Consider the following 22,098-nt stretch of genomic DNA (forward strand, 5'->3'; position numbering starts at 1 on the left):
AGCTTATATGAAAACTAAGATATTATTTATAAAAATGTTTGTCCTTTCTTGCATGTTGTTTACTTTAGGGTTTACAGCTGGAAGTTGCTCTGACGATGATGACGTACTTCAGGCAGGATATGGATATGCTCAGTTCAAACTTTATAAAGGTGTTTCGACAGGTACACGTGCCAGTACGAATGAGCTGGATTATTTGCGTGATGCGCAAAAAATGAAAATCGTGCTTATCAATCAGGAAGACGGTACTGAAATTGTACAGACTGTCGGTCTGGAAGCGATGGGTGACGATAGTGAATTTGGCTTGAGAAGTGACAAACTTCAATTGATGGCCGGAACTTATCAGATTATCGGTTTCTATCTGTATAAAGCAGATGGAACTACGCAGGATTTGAAACAGATTCTTTCCGGCGAACCGGATAAAAAGACAATTTTGACTGTAGTAAATGGTGGGTTAGCTGTACAAGACATACAGGTGAAAGTAGTGAATCGAGGGATAGTGAAATTTACTATAACTAAAAAATTTCTACCATCCACTCGGGCAATAGGCGAAGATTATGTTTTCTCCGATATCAAATACATCAATGTAACGGTACAGGAACAGTTTACGAAAAAAGAGACGACTCTTGAGAATATTGCCGTAAAGTATACAGAGAAGCTGGATGATAGTGGAAAGAAGATATCCGTGGCTGTCAGTGATTCATTATTCCGTCTTTCTGCCGGTAAATATAAGATTAAAAGTTATACGACTAAAAAGAAAAATAAGGGGTCTTTGGAATATGGAGAAGTAAACGGTGCTGACTTTGAAGTGCTGGATAATGTGACTACTGAAGTTAACGTTCCGATTAACTTCAGTAAAACTACCGGCAGTATTAAGGACTATCTTGTTCTGAAAGAAATGTGGGAAGCCTTGAAAGGCCCGTCTATTCCAGAAAAGAATCAGAAGGGATGGAGTTATTCGGGTACTACATATCCTTTAGGTACTAACTGGGATTTCAATAAAGATATTGATTTGTGGGGAGATCAACCTGGTGTCGATTTGGATGCCAAAGGACGTGTCACAGGTCTTTCTATCGGTGCGTTCGGTCCTGAAGGTGATATTCCTGAATCTTTAGGAGACTTAACGGAGCTTAGAACTTTATCTTTAGGTAATCATTCCGACCAAGTAGGTGATAACATCATTGAGAAGACGATGGGAACTGAATTGACTGAAGTACAGAAGAACTCTATAAGGAGTGATTATTATAATAAGTTTGTAAAGGTGGATATTGAATCGTATTTCTCCGAACCGATACAAGCTGCTTTGAAGTGGCAGAAAGAGGGGATACCCAGTCGTTTTTCTCAGCCTACTGTAAATAGCAAAGCCAATCGTCCTTCTTTGAAAGATGTCCCGGTCAATCGGTTGACAAATGGAATTCATAGAATACCCGCTTCTATTGGAAACCTGAAGAAATTGCAATATTTGTATATTGCCAACGGTAAATTCGAAGGATTTGAACCGGGGACTGACCTAAGTGGGCTGGAGAATCTGACAGACCTTGAAATTTACAATTGTCCGTCTATGACAAAACTTCCGGAAGAACTGAATAAACTGCCGAACCTTCAATCATTCAACTTGGCGAGCAATCCGAGTTTGGGAGATTTTCATGAAGATTTAGGTAAGTTTGTGGCCAGCGAAAGTATAAGTAAAACATTACAGATCTTTTATTTGACTTATAATAAACTGACTGTTTTGCCGGATATGTCAATGGTGAAAAAACTTGGTAAACTGGATTGTGCATACAATCAGATTAAAAAGATTGAGAAAGCATTCGGTAGTGATGTTATTTTGGTACAATTGTCAATGGATCACAATCAGATAGAGGAATTGCCACGTGATGAAAGTGGAAGTTTCTGCGGATATGCTGATGTGGAGTCTTTCTCTTTTGCTTATAATAAATTGAAGAAATTTCCAAATATATTCAGTTCGCAATCTGTATATGTAATGTCTTCTGTTAATTTTTCATTCAATGAAATTGATGGATTTGAGGGTGAAGAGGATGGAACTTTTAAGGGCGTAAATGCCAGTACGATTGCATTGGGGGGTAATAAACTGAAAAAATTCCCGAAGATACTGTTTGATACAAATTCTCAGGTATCAGCTTTAGGACTGAACGGTAATGGAATAGAAGAGATACCGAAAGGTACATTCAATGCATCAAAATATTCGTATATGATGAAAACATTCGACTTGACTTATAATCACTTATCAAAGCTTCCGGATGATTTTAATGGGAAAAATATGCCTTTCCTTTATGGTGTGGATCTAAGTAACAACCGCTTTACGGAAGTTCCTACCGGACCGATGGACGCTGCCACATTAACTGTTTATGCTGTACGTAACCAGCGCGATGAGAATGGTAACCGCTTGTTGAGAAAATGGCCGGGCAATTTAGGCTTATGTCCGAGTTTGAGACAGTTCTGTATTGGTGGAAATGATTTGCGAAAGATTTCTGATACGATATCACCATATATTGTCGTTTTTGAGATAAAGGATAATCCAAATATTTCTCTCAATCTTTCCAATGTCTGTAATATGATTAAGGCAGGAGCATATCTTCTTATCTACGATCCGGAACAGGATATTCGTGGATGCGATTATTTGAAAGATAAATAGATAAATAACAAAAAAGAATCTATATGAAACCATTGTTTAAAATATATTTATGCCTCTTTGCAAGCTTGTGTTTTATTGCCGCTTGTGATGATTCGGATGAGGAAGGCATTTCTGGCTTCACCATCAATGCCCAGGAGTTCACCTTGGGTGCTACAGGTGGAATGGAGTCGGTGAAAGTGGCTTCGGGTACTAAATGGGTGGCAAAGGTCAACCAGCCTTGGGTGAAGGTGATGCCTGCTAATGGTGTCGGAAGCACTAATTGTGAGATTGTAGTGGATTCTACACTTTCTAATGATGTGAGACATGCTGTCGTGACGTTTGTACCGGAAGGACAGTCTAAGCAAGAACTGAAAATACATCAGACCGGATATGGAAAGATGATAGGTCTGGATAAATATGAAGTGGAAGTTGCCAGTATGGCTAACGAGGATAAAAGATATTTTGATATATCGGTGACTACGAATGTCAAGTTCAAGGTCGATTATCCTTTGATGGGCTCTTGGGTGACTACTTCCAAAAGACAACCTGATATATCTTTGGATTATGGAGCTCGTCCCCGTACCATCAAGATGCGATTTAAGTGGGATATGAATACGGATCCGAAAGAAAGAATCGCTTCGATTAAGTTCCTTCCGGTGAACGAGGAAGATGAACTGGAGAAAGAGGTAGCTTTGACTATAAAACAGGAAGCTTCACCGGAAATAACAGATGATAGACGGGGAGATTCCATTGCTATTGTCATTGCAAGTACCAAATTGCGTTCAATGATAAGTTGGGATACCAGCGAACGTCTTGACTATTGGGCAGGCATAACCGTATGGGAGAGAACAGATAAAGGTGTGACTCCGGAACAAATCGGTCGTGTACGTTCTGTTGAATTCAAAATGCTGAATACAAAGGAGGAATTACCTGCTGAAATCGGTAAAATCAAATATTTGGAGACATTGGTTGTCGCTAGTAATACGAATACGCAGTTGCTTCCTGCTACTTATAGGATTGGAAACGCATTAAAGGGATTGCAGCATCTGAAGAATCTGACAATAAGTGCGATGGGTATTACAACTATCTCAAAATCAGAATTAGAAGGATCTTGTCAGATTTTAACTAAATTGGATTTGAGTAGTAATAACTTTACGGCTATACCGTCTGACTTGCAATTCAGGAACTTCCCGGAACTGACTCATTTGAGTTTGACAGGTAATCGTCGATACAGTTCAATTACAGATTTGAACGATACACGTGAAAATCTCGGCTTGAAATTTGATGCGAGTAATAATTATAATTTTAAGAACTTGTTGAAGTGGGAAAAACTGAAATCGTTGTCATTATCCTATAATTTGATATATGGAGAGCTACCTACATTCATCGGTTACGGTGGCCGACTGGAATCGGGTGTATATGCTTATACCGATGAAGATATTCAGAGTAACGATACATTAAACAGTGCAAGCAATGAGGTGAAGGCAAAATTAAAGACTATTCCAAGGATTCTGCCTAATGCCGAGCGGTTCACTATTAACTTGAACTTCTTGTCGGGAGATGATTTACCGGAATGGCTACTTTATCATCCGCGTTTCGCACGTTTCGATCCGTTCACTTTGATTTATACACAGGATTCTGGAAAGGATATGAATGGTAATGTTCCGGGATTTAAGAACGAACCTTCTAATTTGGAATGGTTTTACGAGCGTTATCCGAAAGCCAGACCTACATTAACTGAATATTGATTTGATTATGAAAAGAATATATTTAATTCTAATAGCCGCTGTAGCAATCACTTTTACATCCTGTTCCGACCGGGATATGGATACAGTGAAACCTGATACAGGGCAGGGAGCTCCAATTATTAATTTACCCGAGGGAGCGAGCCAGGGAAAAATAATGGTAAAATTCAAACCGGAAGCGGCATCCTTTTTGGATGCTGCTGTAACTCGCTCTATTGGAGGTGCGATGACCCGTTCGGGAATTTCGGATATGGATGTAATTCTGCAGCGAATCGGTACTCATAAATTGGAGCGTATTTTCCCGATAGATAACCGCACGGAAGAACGCACCCGCAAGGCAGGACTGAATCTTTGGTATGTTATCCATTTTGATGAAGATACGAATTTGGAGCAGGTGGCTAAAGATTTGTCGCAGGTAGCAGATGTGGCGAAAGTCCAATTTAGCCATATTATCCAACGTTCATACGATCCTAATGTGCGGGCAACAGTTCTCACCAAACAAGCAATGAGTCATGTGATGCGTAACACTCGCGCCATAAATGTCACACCGGATGATACCTATTTTAATCTACAATGGGGGTGTAAGAATGATGGTTCTATTCTTCAGAATGAAGACAAGAATGACAAGGGTGACAAGGTGGTACCTGCTGTAACGGGGGTTGATGTAAATTGTGGAGAAGCTTGGAAACTTTGTACGGGAGATCCTTCCATCATCGTAGCTGTGCTTGATGAAGGTGTGATGTATGATCATCCTGATTTAAAGGGGAATATGTGGGTGAATGAGGCCGAAACATTTGCTTCAAAGGAAGATGCTGATGGAAATGGTTATGCCGGTGACCGTTATGGCTACAATTTCACAGATGATAAAGGTTATATTTCTTATGATGACCCGAATGATACCGGACATGGAACTCATGTGGCTGGGATTATCAGTGCAGTGAGAAATAATGGTGAAGGTATTAGTGGTATTGCAGGAGGGGATAAAGCTAGTAATATAGGTGGTGTAAAGATAATGAGTTGTCAGGTGTTTTCCGGTTCTAAAGGATGTGACCTGTATCAGGAAGCGAAAGCCGTGAAATATGCAGCAGATAATGGTGCCGTTATTTTGCAGTGTAGTTGGGGATACAATTCGGGACTTGCCAATCCCATTAGTGGATATAGTCCGGGTTATACTTCTGATAAAGCCTGGGTAGACAGTGCTCCGCTGGAGAAAGAGGCTTTTGACTATTTTATTCATAATGCCGGCTCGCCAAATGATGTCATAGACGGAGGTATCATCGTGTTTGCTTCAGGTAATGAATATGCAGCCATGGCCGGATATCCGGGCGCTTATCCTGATTATATTTCGGTAGCGGCCGTAGCAGCCGATGGTACTCCATCCAGTTATTCTAATTATGCGCATGGAGTTTCTATCTGTGCTCCAGGTGGAGACAGTGATTATCATCAGAGCCCCAAAGGTAAAATATATTCCACAATACCATCTTCTGCCAGTGAAGATGGTGGGAATTATGGATACATGGAAGGAACGTCACAGGCTTGTCCACATGTTTCGGGAGTAGCCGCACTGGGACTTTCTTATGCTGCCAAATTGCATCGTCATTTTCGTGCAGATGAATTCCGTAAAATGATATTGGAATCTGCCAAGCCGGTAGAACCATATTTCACGGAAATGAAAGTATATTGGTACACAAATGCTTCATTTGGCCAAATTGCAGCCGGACAGATGGAACCTGCTGCTTATACAGGTAATATGGGTACAGGACTGATTGATGCCTATCAGTTATTGAAAGCTGTTGAGGGCAGAGGTGTCGAGATGACTGTTCCCAATATATATGTGTCCGTTGGTGGTACAAGTAAGATCAATTACTCCCGTTATTTTAAGAATGGAGAGAATATGACTTTCTCATGTAAAGTTGATGATAGCTCGATAGCTGTTTTTCTCACTGCGGAAGACAACATTACTTTCACCTTGAAAGGATTGAAAGTGGGTTCTACGAAAGCTACCGTTACGGCGACTGACGGTACCAAGCAAGATTTCTTTATTACTGTTCGTAAAAACGATAGTTGGTTGTAAATGTGATTATGAAACGATACTTTACCGGAGCCATCAAGTATGGACTGTTCTTTTTCTTTCTTCTGTCTTCTGCGCATAGTTTTGTGCAGGAAACAGGAGAGGAGCAAGTCTTGCAGTTTGAATGTACTGCAATCAATATAGGGACTTTGTCGGAAGACGATGCGCCGGTAACGTATCATTTTAAATACTGTAATGTAAGTAAAAAAACGGTGCGTATCTCTAAGTTGACTACTTCCTGTGGCTGTACGGTAGCCAAGTGTAATAAAGACTTGGTACAACCGGGGGAACGGGGAGAAATCAATTTGGTTTTTCATCCTAAGGATCAGGCTGGTGATTTGTATCGGGAAGCATTTGTCTATACCGATCTCTCCGGAAAGAAACCGATGATCAGTCTGGTACTTACTGGTAAGGTATCACCTACCAGCGACCAATGGAAGGGATATCCCGTAGCTATTGGGAATACATTGCGACTGAAACGGAAAGAATGGCAGATTAGAGTGCTTTCTCGAGAAGGAATGCAAGTGGAAAGATTCATTTGTGTCAATACAGGAAAGCAACCTTTAAATTTGTCAGCCTTGATGCTGCCGGAATACATTCGTTTTCGAACAGAGCCGAAAGTTATTCTTCCGGAAACGGAAGCCGACATGATTCTTTCTATTGATAGAAGTTTGTTGCCTCAAAAGAATGAAATTACATTTTGTTTGGTCTTGGACGGCATTTCAGTACGCCCTTCTGAACGGACAGTACAAGTGAAATTATTGTTACAATAATAAATAATATAAAATATGTATATGAAAAATATATTCAGAATAATGCTACTACTCACCACGATGCTGTTTGTGTCATGTGGGGATGATGATGAAGTAAAGCTTCCTGATACTAAGGATGTAAATTATGCGAATATCGCAGGAAGCTGGCGATTGAGTGAATGGAATGGAGAAAACCTGGAAGGTGACACACGTTACTATTATATAACGTTTGATCGGAAGGAAAAAGACGGAAAACGTTCTTACACTATTTATACGAATCTCAACAGTGCTACATCTGAGCAAATTCCCGGTTCTTTTCTTTTGAGTAAAGAAGATGATTACGGAGATATTATTAGCGGTACTTACTATTATCAGCTTGATACGGATGATGAATGGGAATATTCATACATTGTTTCGGGGTTGACTGATACTTCGATGATATGGACTGCCAAAGAAGATATGGGAGAAATGAAAGTTTATACTCGTTGTAATGAAGTTCCGGCAGATATCATAGCCGGAACAAGAGCTTCATTCTAGTTGTATTCTGTTTCTTACTTTATTGCCATCAGATTTTCTTGAAAATTGGGGCATCTTTTTATAATAAAACCGTTTAAGCAAATCTTTGTATTTAAACGGTTTTTATTTTTGTATTTATCTTTATTGGTACAAGACCGCACAAATAAAATCAAAGATTTATTTGGAAATAAAATAAAGACTTCTTATCTTTGCATTGGATTTATAATTGTAATGAATACAACTTTGAAAAGGAAGGAAGATAATGAAACCATACGATCGATTATTAGAGCATAATATCAAGCCTTCCATGCAACGCATCGCTATCATGGAATATTTGATGGAGCATCCGATTCATCCGTCGGCTGATGATATTTACACAGCATTGTCTCCTTCAATGCCGACACTTTCAAAGACAACGGTTTATAATACTTTGAAATTGTTTTCCGAACAGGGTGCGGCATTAATGCTTACGATTGACGAAAAGAATACAAATTTTGATGCGGATACTTCTGTACATTCCCATTTCCTTTGTAAACGTTGCGGACATATTTATGATTTGAAATGTCCGGAAGCGATTAAACAAGTGGAAAATCTGGAAATGGATGGTCATCAGGTATCGGAAGTTCATTATTATTATAAAGGTATTTGCAAGAATTGCTTAAGTAAAGATAAAGAAACACGTATTGACTAATTAATTTAAAATTGAGAAGAAAATGAAGAAATTTAGATGTACTGTATGCGGTTACGTTCATGAAGGTGACGCAGCTCCTGAGAAATGTCCATTGTGTAAAGCTCCTGCTAGCAAGTTCGTAGAAGTTGTTGAAGTAGAAGGTGGCGCATTGTCTTTTGCTGACGAACACGTTATCGGTGTTGCAAAAGGTTGTGACGAAGAAATGATTAAGGACCTGAACAATCACTTCATGGGAGAATGTACTGAAGTTGGTATGTATTTGGCCATGAGTCGTCAGGCAGACCGCGAAGGTTATCCTGAAGTAGCTGAAGCTTTCAAACGTTACGCTTGGGAAGAAGCTGAACATGCTGCTAAGTTTGCAGAACTGTTGGGTGACTGCGTATGGGATACTAAAACTAACCTGCAGAAACGTAAAGACGCTGAACAAGGTGCATGCGAAGACAAAAAACGCATCGCAACTCGTGCTAAAGCTCTGAACCTGGATGCTATCCATGACACTGTACACGAAATGTGCAAAGACGAAGCTCGTCACGGTAAAGGTTTTGAAGGATTATACAACCGTTATTTCGGTGATAAGAAATAATTAAGCCTAATAAACTCTTAAAAGGTCTGTATTTCGCAACGAATACAGACCTTTTTTATTTATATTTGTCTATCAATTTTTAAATACCACAGTTATGAGAAAAGTACAACTATTGTTAGTTTGTTTAATGCTTTCAGCGGCTGCCTTTGCTGCTGATAAGGTGATTAAATTGCCGAAGCCTAATTTAAACCGCACTGGTGCGGTGATGAAGGCATTGTCTGAACGACATTCAACTCGCGAATATGCTTCGAAAGCATTGAGCCTGGCTGAACTGTCTGATTTGTTGTGGGCTGCTAATGGAATCAACCGTAAGGAATCCGGAATGAGAACCGCTCCGTCAGCGTTGAATAAACAGGATGTGGATGTATATGTAGTGTTGCCTGAAGGAAGTTATCTGTATGATGCTAAAAATCATCAGTTGACACTGATAGCTGCGGGAGATTATCGTGGTGCAGTGGCAGGTGGTCAGGCGTTTGTGAAAACAGCTCCGGTATCATTGGTTTTAATCAGCGATCTTTCGCGGTTTGGCGATGCCAAAAGTCCACGCAGTCAGTTGATGGGGGCTATGGATGCCGGTATTGTTTCCCAAAATATTTCAATCTTTTGTTCTGCTGCTAACTTGGCAACAGTACCACGTGCTTCGATGGACAATGAGCAGCTAAAGAAAGTTTTGAAATTGAAAGATAGTCAGATGCCAATGATGAATCATCCTGTAGGATACTTCAAATAAGGATTCGCAGGAAGACTTATAAGCCGTATAAAGAAGATTTATAAGCCTATAAAAAAGAGTGACGCTATCTCTATCGGATACCGTCACTCTTTGCTTGTTATAGCGTCACTATCCTGACCGGATACCGTCACTATATTTTCTTCATTATTTCAAGAGAAATTCATCAATCGCTTTCTTGTAAGTTGCTTTATCAGCAGCTCCACGGAAAAGCTGTGGATCCCCTTTCATCGGAATGAACACAAACAATGGAATACTTGTAGCATTAAACAAAGCTGCCAGTTCTTTTTGTTTATCCACGTTAACTTTGTAGATGACAATTTTCCCTGCATATTCCTTTGCCAGTTCTTTCATGATAGGAGCTGTCTGACGGCAAGGTCCGCACCAGTCTGCATATAAATCGATGATGGCGGGCTTGTCGCCTTTGTATTTCCACTCCTTTGATTTCTCATAATCGAAGACGTCTTTCAGAAACATATCTTTGTCCATTACGACGACTTCACCGTTACCTGTTACCTCTTTTTTACCTTGATTGGATTCCCCGCTGTCATTGAAAGCGTATACAATCACGCTTACCATGACAAGGGCTACCATTACTAATACTTTCTTCATTTGTTATCTTTACCTTTTTAACTATAATGCTTTTCAATAACCCCTTGCAGCTCGCTGCTATGGATTACGCCGGAATGTCTCCAGACAGCCTCTCCGTTTTTAAATAATATAAAGGTCGGGACAGCTTGTATGCGATATTTAGTAGCCAGGTCTTCATGCTGGTCAACATCTATCTTTGCAATACGTGCTTTATCTCCTACAATTAATTTTAGTTCTTCTAAAACTGGTTTCATAGCTTTACAGGGTCCGCACCATTCTGCAAAGAAATCAACTAAAACCGGTACCGGTGACTGTATTAAATCTTCAAACTTTTCCATAATCTTTCCTTTCTTAGAGTTAAATGACAGTCATTGAAGACTGCAAATATAAATCCTATTTTATTATAATAACGAAAAAAGGTCGTTTTTGTTCATAGAATAGTCATTGTAGAGTCATCATCTTGTAATGTGAAAGAGGGAACTTTGCGTATCGAAAAATAATAGAACTATGAAATTCTTATTTATTGTTCAAGGTGAGGGGAGAGGGCACTTTACACAGGCGATCACCCTCGAAGAAATGTTATTGCGTAATGGACACGAAGTAGTGGAAGTCTTGGTGGGAAAAAGCTCGACACGTACCTTGCCGGGATTTTTCAATCGGAGCATTCACGCACCAGTGAAGCGCTTCATTAGTCCAAACTTTCTGCCTACAGCAGATAATAAGCGGGCAAATCTGACGAAAAGCTTTGCATACAATTTATTGAAACTACCGGAATATATCCGTAGTATGTATTATATAAATCAGCGGATCAGGGAGACAGGGGCGGAAGTCGTCATCAACTTCTACGAACTTTTAACCGGACTTACCTATGCACTCTTCCGCCCCTCTGTTCCGTATATTTGCGTTGGACATCAGTATTTGTTTTTGCATCATGATTTCGAGTTTCCGGATAAGAGTTCGTGTCAGTTATGGATGTTGCGTTTCTTTACCCGGATGACTGCTCTGAAATCCTCGAAGAAGCTGGCTTTATCTTTCCGGGAAATGGAGCAGGATGATAATAATCAGATAGTAACTGTCCCTCCTTTGATTCGTCAGGAAGTGACAGCTATCCGGCCGGAAGAGGGGAATTATATTCACGGATATATGGTCAATTCCGGGTTTGCCGATAGCGTGGAGCATTTTCATGCAAGGCATCCGGAAGTCCCACTAACATTTTTCTGGGATAAATCGGATACCGAGGAGGTGATACGGGTGGACGAAACATTGAGTTTCCATCAAATAGATGATGTGAAGTTTCTTAATGCTATGGCAGGTTGCAGAGCTTATGCCAGTACGGCTGGTTTCGAGTCTATTTGTGAAGCAATGTATCTTGGAAAACCAGTGTTGATGGTCCCGGCACATATTGAACAGGACTGTAATGCGTATGATGCAATGAAAGCGGGAGCAGGAATAATCAGTGATTCCTTTGACTTGCAACCGTTGCTCCGTTTTGTCGGGAAATATGCCCCGAACCGTCACTTTATTTATTGGGTTCGCAGTTGTGAACGTCGGATCATCCTGGAACTGGAGAAACTGGCAGCCTCACAATCAGAAATAACTTCAATACCAACATTCAATAATTATTTACCAATATGAAACTGAACAGAACAGATTATGTGCTTGAAAGCGCATCGGATGGTGGCTATTATGCCTGGTTGACTGTAAATATGTACTGTAACGCTTATGGAGAATCTCCGGAAGAAGCAATTCAGAATTTACAGAATATAATGAATGAAATGATTGATGAGATGTATATGGTGGAAGAGTTTATATAAATTGAAAATAGAGAATTAAAAATTGAGAAATATAATGCCAGATGGCATAACTTTTATTTCTCAATTTTTAATTCTCAACTCTCAACTTACTCAATGCTAAGTTCGTCGATGATATGAGAGGCTCCTGCGTATTTATCGATGATAAACAAGGTATAGCGGATGTCAACACAAGCGGCTCGCTGCGATGAAGGACGGAAAGCAATGTCTCCTGTTAAGCCTTCAAAGTTGCGGTCGAAAGCAGTTCCAACCAACTGACCTTTGCTGTTAAATACCGGACTACCGGAATTTCCTCCTGTATTGTCGGTGTTTACAATAAAGCAGACGGGCATTTCACCGTTTTTACCATAGCGTCCATAATCCTGGGATTTATACAGCTCTTTCAATTTTTGAGGCACTACAAATTCCCAGTTACCCTGATCTTCTTTCTCCATTACACCTTTGAGGGTGGTATGAGCATCATACACAACACCGTCAGCGGGTTCATAAGAAAGTACCTGGCCGTAGGTCAAACGTAAAGTTGAATTGGCGTCCGGATAAATAGGTGTACCTTTTTCCTGTCTCATATCCATCATGCCTTTCACCCATACTTTATGAGCAGCGTCATAGTTCTGATTGGCTTCTTTCATGGCAATGGCTGTTTTCAAGATCCCGTCGGTAATAGAATATTTGAATAATACCATCCAGTCATATCCTATTTTATACAAACTTGGTTTCTTGATAAACTTTTCAAAGTTTTTAGGATTGCCAAAAATAGAATGTTCAAAGCAAGCATCGATGAAGGCATCGATACTTCCCTTGAAGCGGGAATTGATGATTTCGAAGATATTGATTCGTTGTTCCTCCGGAATATAGTTGGCATAAGTTTTCAGCATCTCTTTGGCAACCATCCGTTCTACTTCGGGGAAGGGGACAGAAGCAAAATACTTATCAGCTTCTTGCTTTAATTTTAGCTTCGCCTCTTTTATTTGCTCCTTATCTTTTGATTTCAGAGCGGCAACCAATTCCATCGTGGAAGGGATGCGCATAAAATCAAGGGCGGTGACCAATGCTTCATTGATAGCCTGCTGATGATAGATCGCGTCACGGCGATGAGCCACAATAGAACGAATCTCATCAAAAGCTTTCTGATATGAATCATCTCCTTTTTCACGGCCACGGGCTAATAATTCCTCTTGTTGCGCACGTTTGGTATCCAGTACGTTGAGACGTACCAGTCCTTCATTCATACCGATGGCATTCTTCCAGTAGTTGGCTGATGAAGCATATTTGCTCGCATAATGAATACGTACGGCAGGATCTTTCAGCATTTGCTCCATGAGTACTTTCTGACGGGCTCCACGTACATGCTGGCGCATAAAGTTGGTCGTTTGCATCCGTTCTTCCACTTCGTCGGAAATCATATATCGCCAGTTACGTCCCGGAAATCCCATCACAAAGGTGAAATCTCCTTCCTGAACTCCGGCAATGCTGATTTTCAAGTGTTTCTTTACCTGCAAAGGGACGTTGTCTTTTGAATATTTTGCCGGTTTTCCGTTCTTGTCCGCATAAATACGGAAAAGGGAAAAGTCGCCTGTGTGACGAGGCCACATCCAGTTGTCGGTATCTGCACCGAATTTGCCGATGGAAGAAGGAGGAGCGCCCACCATACGAATATCACTGTACACCGTTTTGATGAACATATAATATTTGTTTCCTCCGTAAAAAGCCTTGAGCTCCAGTTTTGTTGCAGGAGTTATTTCTATGTTCTCTGCTTTGGCGAAACGTTCTGCCACGGTGCCCAGATAACTTGGTGACAGGTAGTTGACACCTTCCGGGTCCGGATCTTTTTTCAGTTGCTCATTGACGTAATCGGTCACATCCAGAATCCGGTCGATAAATGTAACGGTCAATCCTGGAGTAGGAAGTTCCGCGTCACGATTCATAGCCCAGAAACCATCTGTCAGGTAGTCATGTTCCACATTACTGTGTTGCTGGATAGCTCCATAACCACAGTGGTGATTCGTCAGTACCAGTCCTTCGGAAGAGATAATTTCTCCCGTGCATCCTCCTCCAAAGTGTACCACAGCATCTTTCAGAGAAAGACCGTTCGCGTCGTATACTTCTTCGATCGGAATTTCAAGACCGAGTTCGCGCATGGCAACTGCGTTCTGGGTTTTCAGATCGGTTAGCATCCACATGCCTTCGTCGGCGTGGATGCTAAGAGTTGCCAGTGAAAATAGGACAAATAGGATTTGTTTTCTCATTTATTCTACGATTGTCATTTCATTAATCAGGTGTCCGCAGTTGCCTAACTTCTCCAGAATGAACAGGACATAACGGATATCCAGGTTGATACAACGTTGCAGGTTGTTGTCGAAGTTGATGTCACCGCTCAATGATTCCCAGTTACCATCAAAAGCACAACCGATCAGTTCTCCGTTTTCATTCAATACCGGGCTGCCGGAATTACCGCCGGTGATGTCATTGGTGGACAGGAAGCAGACAGGCATATCACCGTTCGGTAAAGCATAACGGCCATAATCTTTCTTCTCAATCAGCTCTTTCAGTTTGGCGGGGACAACGAACTCGCGGTCTTCCGGATTTTCTTTCTCAAGAATTCCTTTAGTGGTGGTGTAATAGTTGTAGTGTACGCCGTCTTTCGGATCGTATGGTTTCACGTTACCATAAGTCAGACGAATGGTAAAGTTTGCGTCCGGGTAAGAAGGTACAGGCAATTTCATTTCGCCCAGACCACGAATATAAGTTTTGTGCAGTAAAGCTAGTTCCTGATCCATGTCCTTGAGCTGGGAAACCAGTTTATCCATCAAGTCATATTTAGATTGGCAGTATTGCAATGCAAGATCGTTGTCGATTGCTTTCACTGACGGCTTCTTTGTAAACTTCTCGAAGTTTGCGCGGTTGGCAAAAATAGAGTTGTCGTACATATCATCAACAAACTTGTTGTAATCGCCCTTATATTTCTGCTCAATTACTTTGTAGATAGACGGACGCTGGTTAGCCGGAACCATTTCCGCATATAACGGGAACAATGCTTTAGCAACTTTGCGGTCTACTTCATGGTCATAATCTTTGTTATGGATACTTTCGTAAGTGCTTTCCAGCGCTTTCATACGTGCTTCGATCACAGAGTCGTTCTTTTCAAGCAATGCTTCACGTGTTTTAGATAACATGACATTACCAAATTCGATAGCTCCGAAGAAAGTCTCTCTCAAACAAGTATATTGATAATTGAGAGGGGTTGTTTTAGCTACCAGGTCATCGATGTTCTTCACGACTGCCGCATATTCAGCATTGTTTTGCGCCTTTGCAAATTCTGCGAATTTAGCTTCCTGTGCAGCTTTCGTTCCCAACACATCATTATCGATGATGGCTTTATTCATACCGATGGAGTTTTTCCAATAATTGCTGGAACCCGCATACTTGTTAGCATACTGAATACGGATTTTGTCACTGGCATTCATCACTTCCTTCAGGACAGCCAAACGTGCGCCACGAATACGGATACGCGGGTCGTTTTCCGATTCCATACGTTCTTTCACCTCTGATACAGTCAGGTAACGGCTCGTGCTTCCGGGGAATCCCATAATCATTGCGTAATCTCCCTCTTTCAACCCTTTGATAGAGATAGACAAATGTTTCTTTGTTTTCAGGGGGACATTGTTTTCACTGTATTCTGCCGGTTCACCGTTCGCGTCAGCATAGATACGGAACATGGAGAAGTCGCCGGTGTGACGCGGCCACATCCAGTTGTCTGTCTCACCGCCAAACTTACCGATAGAAGAGGGGGGAGCAGCTACCATACGTACATCCGGATATATTTTCTTATAGAAAAGATAGAATTTATTTCCGGCATAGAACGGAAGAGCCTGCGGAACAATTCCTTTTTTGTCTGCCAGGTCACTTTTGAAATAAAGGTCATGAGCCAGCTTTTGAAGGAATGTATTGCTGAATGATTCGGATTCGGTGATTTCCTTCGCTGCAATTTTGGCATTGACAATGTCTGTAACATCTTCGATACGTTCGATAAATGTAAATTTCAGTCCCGGAGTAGGAAGCTCCTTGTCTCTGGAAGTAGCCCAGAAACCATCTGTCAGATAATCGTGTTCAACACTACTATGTTGCTGGATGGAAGCGTAGCCACAGTGGTGATTGGTTAGAATCAAACCTTCGGGCGAGATAATTTCTCCCGTACATCCACCTCCGAATATACCTACGGCATCTTTGAGAGAAATGCCGTTTGGATTATATAAGTCCTGGGCTTCCAGTTTTAATCCCTGTTTTTTCATCATGTCTATGGAGTGTTGCTGTTGCATCAATTGCAATAGCCACATACCCTCATCCGCTCTAACGGAAAATACAAAAAGCGCAGCCAGCGCTACCAGATAAAATCTTAGTTTGTTCATTATTTAATGATAAAATTTGAATATATGATTGTTAATATGTTCTGTTTCTCATTCTCAACTCTCCACTCTCAATTCTCCATTTCTTAAAGCTTCCATGATATTAGCAGGCGGACGTTGATTCATCAGTTCGTTTTTCATAAAGTCCATGTAAGGAGCTACATGTTTAAAGAACTGATAATAACCTTTGCATAAGTAGTTCAATCCCGGTTCACCTTCTGCTGTTTGGCTAAAACGATTTTTAGGGCATTCCCCGTTGCAGGCAAACAGGAACTCACACTCTTTGCATTGAGTAGGGAGAGACTGGTATTTCATGTTCCCGAAGTTGTGCTGACGCTCGCTATGCATCATTTCTACCAGTGTCTTACTGTAAATGTTGCCTAACTTATATTCGGGAAATACAAAGTGGTCGCAAGAATAAACGTCTCCATTGAATTCCATTACACCGGCATGTCCGCAAGTCTTTGCCATCGTGCATATACCGGGTTGCTCACCCATCCAGTTGGCCAGGGTAGAATCGAATATCTGCACATAGTATTTGCCGACATCTTCTTTCACCCATTCGTCAAAGAGAGTACAGAGGAAGTTCCCCCATTGTTCCGGAGTGATTGAAAAATCAGCCAGTGTTCCGGCTTTATTTTCGGCAAGAGAAGCGAGATGACGTCCGTCTTCATGTGAAAGAATGCGTTCAACGATGGGAGCGAATTGGATATACTGACAACCGATTTCTTTGAAGAAACGATAAAACTCCAACGGATATTCGGCATTGAAGTCATTGATAACTGCCATTGCATTCCATTCTACCCCATGTTTCTTCAGAAGATTGATGCCTTGCATCACTTTCACAAAAGAAGGTTTTCCTAATTTGTTTTTGCGATACTCGTCATGAAACTCCTGCGGACCGTCGATGGAGACACCTACCAGCCAATTGTTTTCACGGAAGAATTCGCACCATTCGTCAGTAAGCATGGTTCCGTTGGTCTGGATGCAATTGTCGATCGTACGTCCGCGGGCGTATTTCTTTTGCAGTTCCATTGCCTTTTTATAGAAGGAGAGCGGTCGCATCAGCGTTTCTCCTCCGTGCCAGGTGAAAAGTACCTGCGGCATGGTTTGTGAGTTAATGTACTCGTCGATAAACTTTTCCAGAAGTTCATCGCTCATTACGTGTTTCGGATTGTCTTTGTATAGGTTGGCCTTTTCCAAATAATAGCAATACTCGCATGCTAGGTTGCATACGGCACCTACAGGCTTTACCATTACATAAAGCGGTTTGGCAAAAGGGGCAAATGTTGATGTTTTCATGACTGCAAAATTAGATAAACTAAATGAAAAAAATAGCCTTACACCTATGTTTATAAGGATTATTAAAGAAAAGAGTCTTACAAGATTTAAATATTGATAAAATGTTTCTTTGAATTCTGAATCAGTTGTACCTTTGTGCACAGAATTTAATGAATAAATGAACGTGAATAAAATTTTGCCTTTTTTGCTTTTGCTTCCGTTTCTGGCTTCCTGTACCAGTAAGTACAAGATTGAAGGAACATCTTCAGTGAATAGTCTGGATGGAAAGATGCTGTATCTTAAATCTCTGCGTGATGGCGAGTGGGTGAAGCTGGATTCTGCTGAAGTGGTGCATGGTCTGTTTTCAATGAAAGGGAAAATAGATTCCGTACAGATGGTGACACTATATATGGATGAAGAAAGCATTATGCCGATCGTTCTAGAAAGTGGAAAAATAACAGTTACTATCAGCAATACGGACTTGAAGGCAGTGGGAACTTCTTTAAATAATGCGTTGTACGAGTTTATCAGCAAAAGGAACCAATTAGAAGAAAGTATCAGCGAACTGGAGCAGAAAGAAACCCGTATGGTATTGGATGGAGGGGATTTGGATGAGATTCACAGCCAGCTGGTGGTGGAAGGTGATTCACTGATGCAAGCAATGAATCAGTATGTGAAAACGTTCATTTCCGACAATTACGAAAATGTATTGGGACCCAGTGTATTTATGATGCTTTGCAGCTCTTTGCCCTATCCCATTATGACTCCGCAGATAGATGATATTATAAAGGATGCTCCTTACTCTTTTAAAGATAATAAGCTGGTCAGAGAGTTCCTGTCTAAAGCAAGAGAAAACATGAAGTTGATAGAAGAACATCAACGATTGGAACAAAATGCTTCAACAAATAAGTAATACTTGAGTTTTTTGTGTATTTTTGCATAAAACTCAAGTAAAATGAAAACGACTACTGTTTCGGTATACGCCGCTTTCTTTTTTATTTTAGTCTTATCGGTTTCTTGTCGTAGAGATTCGGAGGCCCCCGATGTGGCGTTCCAGAAGATCGAAATGTGTATGGAATCTCTCCCTGATACGGCTCTGTATCTATTAAAATCAGTTCCTCATCCTGAAAAACTACGTGGAAAGTCACAGGCGGATTATGCGCTTTTATTAACGCAGGCAATGGATCAGAACTATGTGAAGTTTACTTCTGATTCGTTGATTGCATTGGCACTGAATTACTATACTGTAGAGCGTGGTGACACTGCCATGCGTGCTAAGGCACAGTATTATTATGGTAGAGTGCTGCGTGAATTGGGTAAAGATGAAGAGGCTTTGTCGTTCCTGTCTTCAGCAAAGGAAATGTTCGGGAAGATTCAATGTTGCAAGATGTTTGCCATGGCTACTGATGAAATAGGGATGGTGAACCGGAAAAAGAAATTGTATCAGGAGTCATTAAAGAATTTTCAGGAGTCATACGCTATCTATGAAGAGTTAAAAGATTCTGTGGGCATTGTCAGAGCCGGGCAGAATATAGGCCGGGCTTATTTGTTTCAGAATAACTGGGATAGTTGCTATTTCTATTATAATAATGCTTTAGAATTAGCCAGGAAAAAACAGTATCCGTCTGAAGTTTCCATTTTACATGAGTTGGGTATCCTGTATCGTTCTATGGGAGAGCTGAAAAAGTCAGAACGCTATTTCCTTGCTGCTTATGAAAAAGAAACGGATGAAGAAAGGAAATATGTAGAGTGTATGTCTTTGGGATATTTGTATATACAAATGGGGGATGTGGAGAATGCTAGGAAATACTTTAAGATGAGTATAAATTCCTCTAAAGAGTATACCCGTATTGACGCATACAACAATTTATACTTTTTGGAAAAGGATATTGATAATTTTGAAGAAGCAATTACTTATCATGAAAAAGCGGATTCCATTGTCAGCGTATTGGATGAGGTCGATTCTTTGGAGTTGATAACAGAACTGCAAAAGCAGTATGAGAACGAAAAACTCCGGAGCGATAATTTACAAATGAAAATGCACCGTACAGTTTTTCTGTTTTGCGGTACGATTGTTTTTCTGATTGTAGCCTTCTATATGTGTTATTACTATTACAAAAGTAAGAACCATAAAAAGAAGATTGCCGAGATTGAATCCCAGATTAGAGATAATGAAGAGGAGATAAAGCGATATCAGCAGGAGATGGAAGAAATCCAGGAGTTGAAAGACCAAGTGCTGGAAGAGAACCGCATACTCGAAGAAAATCGAATGAAGGTAGGCGAGTTGAATGGAAAGATTGTGCTTTTGAGTATGCAGAATAAAACCTTATCGGGGTTGTTGAAAGAACTAGGAGGAGAGTTAACAGTCGGACCGTCTTCTGAACAGTATATATCTGCTTTTCGATTATTGCTTGCTATCAAAGAGGGAACATTAAGAGGTAAGTTGTCTGATGGAGAACGCTATAAATTGTTTAGTCTGTTTGATTTACTCTATGCTAATTACGTTACCCGATTGCTTGACAAAGCTCCTTTATTGACAAAACGTGATCTTGAAATCTGTTGCTTCCTTAAATTTGGGCTGACTAATGAAGAGTTGGCTCGTATTTTCCAGACCTCTTCCGACTCGGTAACCAAGGCGAAGGGGAGACTAAAAGGCCGGTTAGGCATTTCTTCACAAGAAGATTTAAATGCATTTTTAAGGGACTTTTGATAAATAAAAAATGAATTGTCCGGGTCAGTGACAGAATTAAAATATGTATTTTATTGAATTTTAGATCTTTACGATGAATCAGACACACTGATTTTGTCCGGGTGACTTTTTTTGTGTTTTCAGATGCATGCCGTACTTTTGACCTAACAAAAACCAAATAGCTATATGAAAAATCCTAATGAATTATCTGCTACCTCTTCATGGAGAGGTAACGAATTGCAGTTGATAGAACAGAAAGCCAACATTGTTGTCGGAGTAGCTAATTCTCGTACGCGGTTAAGGATAGGAGTTCTATTAAGTAAATATTCAGAGTATCAGGTGGATTATATATCCTCCGAGAGTGAAACAGGTAAACTGATTGAAGAAGCCGATCTAATAATTGGTGCGGGGATTACTGCCTATGAAGGGGTGTTACGCCGGAAACCGGTGATTGTAGTGGGGGATTATGGCCTTGGAGGCTTGGTCACTCCGGATACATTCCGCAAGCATTATAACAATCGGTTTAGAGGAAAGATTAATGGTGCAAGAGGTGAATCTTTCTCATTGGAGAATTTAGAAAAAGAAATTCATAAAGGTTTTAATTTGACTTTTCAAGAATTGCAAATGATGTCAAACCAAACCATAACCTTGCAAAACATCTAAATATCTGAATTCCTTAATTTAATAGTTTGATGCATAAAACTGGTTAGGAGTGTGGGGGTGCGTGAGCATCCCCATATTCATTTTTAGGTATAATACACAAATTACCGGTCTTGATCTTCGTTTTTCACCATTCCCTTATGTTGCTCCGGGAGGGCACTTTCAACAGCAGCGTATGCCTCTGCCATGGTTGCCTTGATATTTTCCATGCCTTTTCCTTTGGGAGGAATAGGGTCGTGAATAGTCAGAATCATGCGATGGCGATGTATCCATTTGCCTGTGCGTGGAAGGATTTCAAATGAGCCATCGATAGTGACGGGCACCACTGCCAACTGTAAATCATCCGCCAATTGGAAAGCCCCTTTTTTAAAATATCCCATGTGTCCGGTAAAAGTGCGTGCGCCTTCGGGAAAGACCACCAGAGAAACTCCGTCTTTCAACGAGTCTTTTGCCTGCCGGATGGTTTCCAAAACCTTCTTCGGGCCGGAACGGTCTACAAAGATATGTCCTGCGCTTTCACAGGCTTTTCCGACGAATGGCAATTTACGCAGACTTTTTTTCATCATCCACTTAAAGTTTCTTCCAATGAAGCCGTAGATGAGGAAAATATCAAATGAACCCTGATGGTTAGGTACGAAAATATAGGAAGTTTTGTCATGCAGCTTTTCGCGCCCCTCAATCTTCACGGGAATCAACAGGAACAGACAAATTAATTGTGACCATATCTTTCCCGGATAATATCCCCAGAAGTGGGCTCCTCCCAAGAGGGAACCTACAATAGTGACGATTGCCGTAAGGATGGTCAGCACTAATAAAATAGGCAAAGCGATGCAAATCTGATAAATATAATACAGTATCTTCATAGGGTTGGATTTTTATCCTGCAAATATACATGATTATTGGTAAAAAAGAGAGGCAGATGTGAGATAATCTTTCCGATTGTGTT

At 40.7% G+C, this 22,098-nt stretch carries 19 protein-coding genes; 13 read left to right on the forward strand and 6 right to left on the reverse strand.

What is annotated here, in order from left to right:
• The first annotated feature begins 7 nt into the window (after positions 1 to 7).
• The 8 genes from BXY_RS20225 to BXY_RS20260 all read left to right on the forward strand — a co-directional run bounded on the left by BXY_RS20225 (position 8) and on the right by BXY_RS20260 (position 9,720).
• Positions 8 to 2,653: a DUF4458 domain-containing protein gene (locus tag BXY_RS20225; protein WP_117684616.1), complete on the forward strand. Its 2,646-nt coding sequence runs from the start codon at positions 8 to 10 to the stop codon at positions 2,651 to 2,653.
• A gap of 23 nt (positions 2,654 to 2,676) precedes the next feature.
• Entirely contained in the window at positions 2,677 to 4,380 is a 1,704-nt protein-coding gene (locus BXY_RS20230; protein ID WP_008643290.1) for a BACON domain-containing protein, read from the forward strand.
• Between the two features lie 7 nt (positions 4,381 to 4,387).
• Positions 4,388 to 6,451, forward strand: coding sequence for a S8 family serine peptidase (locus BXY_RS20235; RefSeq protein ID WP_015532817.1), 2,064 nt, complete (start codon positions 4,388 to 4,390; stop codon positions 6,449 to 6,451).
• Positions 6,452 to 6,459: 8 nt separating this feature from the next.
• Positions 6,460 to 7,221 carry a DUF1573 domain-containing protein gene (locus BXY_RS20240; protein WP_015532818.1) on the forward strand — a complete coding sequence of 254 codons (762 nt, stop codon included), beginning with the start codon at positions 6,460 to 6,462 and terminating at the stop codon, positions 7,219 to 7,221.
• Positions 7,222 to 7,242: 21 nt separating this feature from the next.
• Positions 7,243 to 7,737 (forward strand): lipocalin family protein, encoded by a 495-nt coding sequence (locus BXY_RS20245; RefSeq protein WP_225450801.1) that lies wholly within the window; start codon positions 7,243 to 7,245, stop codon positions 7,735 to 7,737.
• A gap of 241 nt (positions 7,738 to 7,978) precedes the next feature.
• Complete coding sequence (locus BXY_RS20250; RefSeq protein WP_004315958.1) at positions 7,979 to 8,407, forward strand: Fur family transcriptional regulator; 429 nt, start codon at positions 7,979 to 7,981, stop codon at positions 8,405 to 8,407.
• 22 nt (positions 8,408 to 8,429) lie between these two features.
• Positions 8,430 to 8,990 (forward strand): NADH peroxidase, encoded by a 561-nt coding sequence (locus tag BXY_RS20255; RefSeq protein WP_004297333.1) that lies wholly within the window; start codon positions 8,430 to 8,432, stop codon positions 8,988 to 8,990.
• A 94-nt stretch (positions 8,991 to 9,084) separates the two neighbouring features.
• Positions 9,085 to 9,720: a SagB/ThcOx family dehydrogenase gene (locus BXY_RS20260; protein ID WP_178286184.1), complete on the forward strand. Its 636-nt coding sequence runs from the start codon at positions 9,085 to 9,087 to the stop codon at positions 9,718 to 9,720.
• A 144-nt stretch (positions 9,721 to 9,864) separates the two neighbouring features.
• Here BXY_RS20260 and BXY_RS20265 read toward each other — a convergent pair whose 3' ends face one another.
• A complete protein-coding gene (locus BXY_RS20265) occupies positions 9,865 to 10,329 on the reverse strand; it encodes a thioredoxin family protein (protein WP_004315955.1) in 465 nt (154 codons plus the stop codon).
• 17 nt (positions 10,330 to 10,346) lie between these two features.
• Positions 10,347 to 10,646, reverse strand: coding sequence for a thioredoxin (gene trxA / locus BXY_RS20270; RefSeq protein ID WP_004315954.1), 300 nt, complete (start codon positions 10,644 to 10,646; stop codon positions 10,347 to 10,349).
• A gap of 169 nt (positions 10,647 to 10,815) precedes the next feature.
• On the opposite strand from trxA, the gene BXY_RS20275 reads away from it, so the two are divergent.
• Together BXY_RS20275 and BXY_RS20280 are read left to right on the forward strand one after the other, a co-directional pair.
• Complete coding sequence (locus BXY_RS20275) at positions 10,816 to 11,943, forward strand: glycosyltransferase family protein (RefSeq protein WP_004315953.1); 1,128 nt, start codon at positions 10,816 to 10,818, stop codon at positions 11,941 to 11,943.
• Positions 11,940 to 12,122, forward strand: a complete 183-nt coding sequence (locus BXY_RS20280) for a type II toxin-antitoxin system HicB family antitoxin (RefSeq protein ID WP_015532822.1) — start codon at positions 11,940 to 11,942, stop codon at positions 12,120 to 12,122. Before BXY_RS20275 ends, BXY_RS20280 begins: the two co-directional genes overlap by 4 nt.
• Before the next feature lie 86 nt (positions 12,123 to 12,208).
• On the opposite strand, the gene BXY_RS20285 is transcribed toward BXY_RS20280, so the two are convergent.
• From BXY_RS20285 to BXY_RS20295, 3 genes are read right to left on the reverse strand one after another with little or no spacing between them, the layout of a single operon-like run.
• Positions 12,209 to 14,365: a S46 family peptidase gene (locus BXY_RS20285; RefSeq protein WP_009040908.1), complete on the reverse strand. Its 2,157-nt coding sequence runs from the start codon at positions 14,363 to 14,365 to the stop codon at positions 12,209 to 12,211.
• Entirely contained in the window at positions 14,366 to 16,525 is a 2,160-nt protein-coding gene (locus BXY_RS20290; protein WP_015532823.1) for a S46 family peptidase, read from the reverse strand.
• A gap of 54 nt (positions 16,526 to 16,579) precedes the next feature.
• Positions 16,580 to 17,824 carry an anaerobic sulfatase-maturation protein gene (locus BXY_RS20295; RefSeq protein WP_008643298.1) on the reverse strand — a complete coding sequence of 415 codons (1,245 nt, stop codon included), beginning with the start codon at positions 17,822 to 17,824 and terminating at the stop codon, positions 16,580 to 16,582.
• A gap of 157 nt (positions 17,825 to 17,981) precedes the next feature.
• Here BXY_RS20295 and BXY_RS20300 point away from each other — a divergent pair, with 157 nt between their 5' ends.
• The 3 genes from BXY_RS20300 to BXY_RS20310 all read left to right on the forward strand — a co-directional run bounded on the left by BXY_RS20300 (position 17,982) and on the right by BXY_RS20310 (position 21,155).
• Positions 17,982 to 18,716, forward strand: coding sequence for a DUF4369 domain-containing protein (locus BXY_RS20300; RefSeq protein WP_004297344.1), 735 nt, complete (start codon positions 17,982 to 17,984; stop codon positions 18,714 to 18,716).
• A 42-nt stretch (positions 18,717 to 18,758) separates the two neighbouring features.
• Positions 18,759 to 20,513, forward strand: a complete 1,755-nt coding sequence (locus BXY_RS20305; protein ID WP_015532825.1) for a tetratricopeptide repeat protein — start codon at positions 18,759 to 18,761, stop codon at positions 20,511 to 20,513.
• A gap of 165 nt (positions 20,514 to 20,678) precedes the next feature.
• Positions 20,679 to 21,155 (forward strand): hypothetical protein, encoded by a 477-nt coding sequence (locus BXY_RS20310; protein WP_015532826.1) that lies wholly within the window; start codon positions 20,679 to 20,681, stop codon positions 21,153 to 21,155.
• A gap of 101 nt (positions 21,156 to 21,256) precedes the next feature.
• Here the strand turns inward: BXY_RS20310 and BXY_RS20315 are convergent, their stop codons facing one another.
• On the reverse strand, positions 21,257 to 22,015 hold the full coding sequence (locus BXY_RS20315; RefSeq protein WP_004315944.1) for a lysophospholipid acyltransferase family protein: 759 nt from the start codon (positions 22,013 to 22,015) through the stop codon (positions 21,257 to 21,259).
• Positions 22,016 to 22,098 lie beyond the last annotated feature (83 nt).

It is taken from the genome of Bacteroides xylanisolvens XB1A (genome assembly GCF_000210075.1).
Classification (GTDB): Bacteria; Bacteroidota; Bacteroidia; order Bacteroidales; family Bacteroidaceae; genus Bacteroides; species Bacteroides xylanisolvens.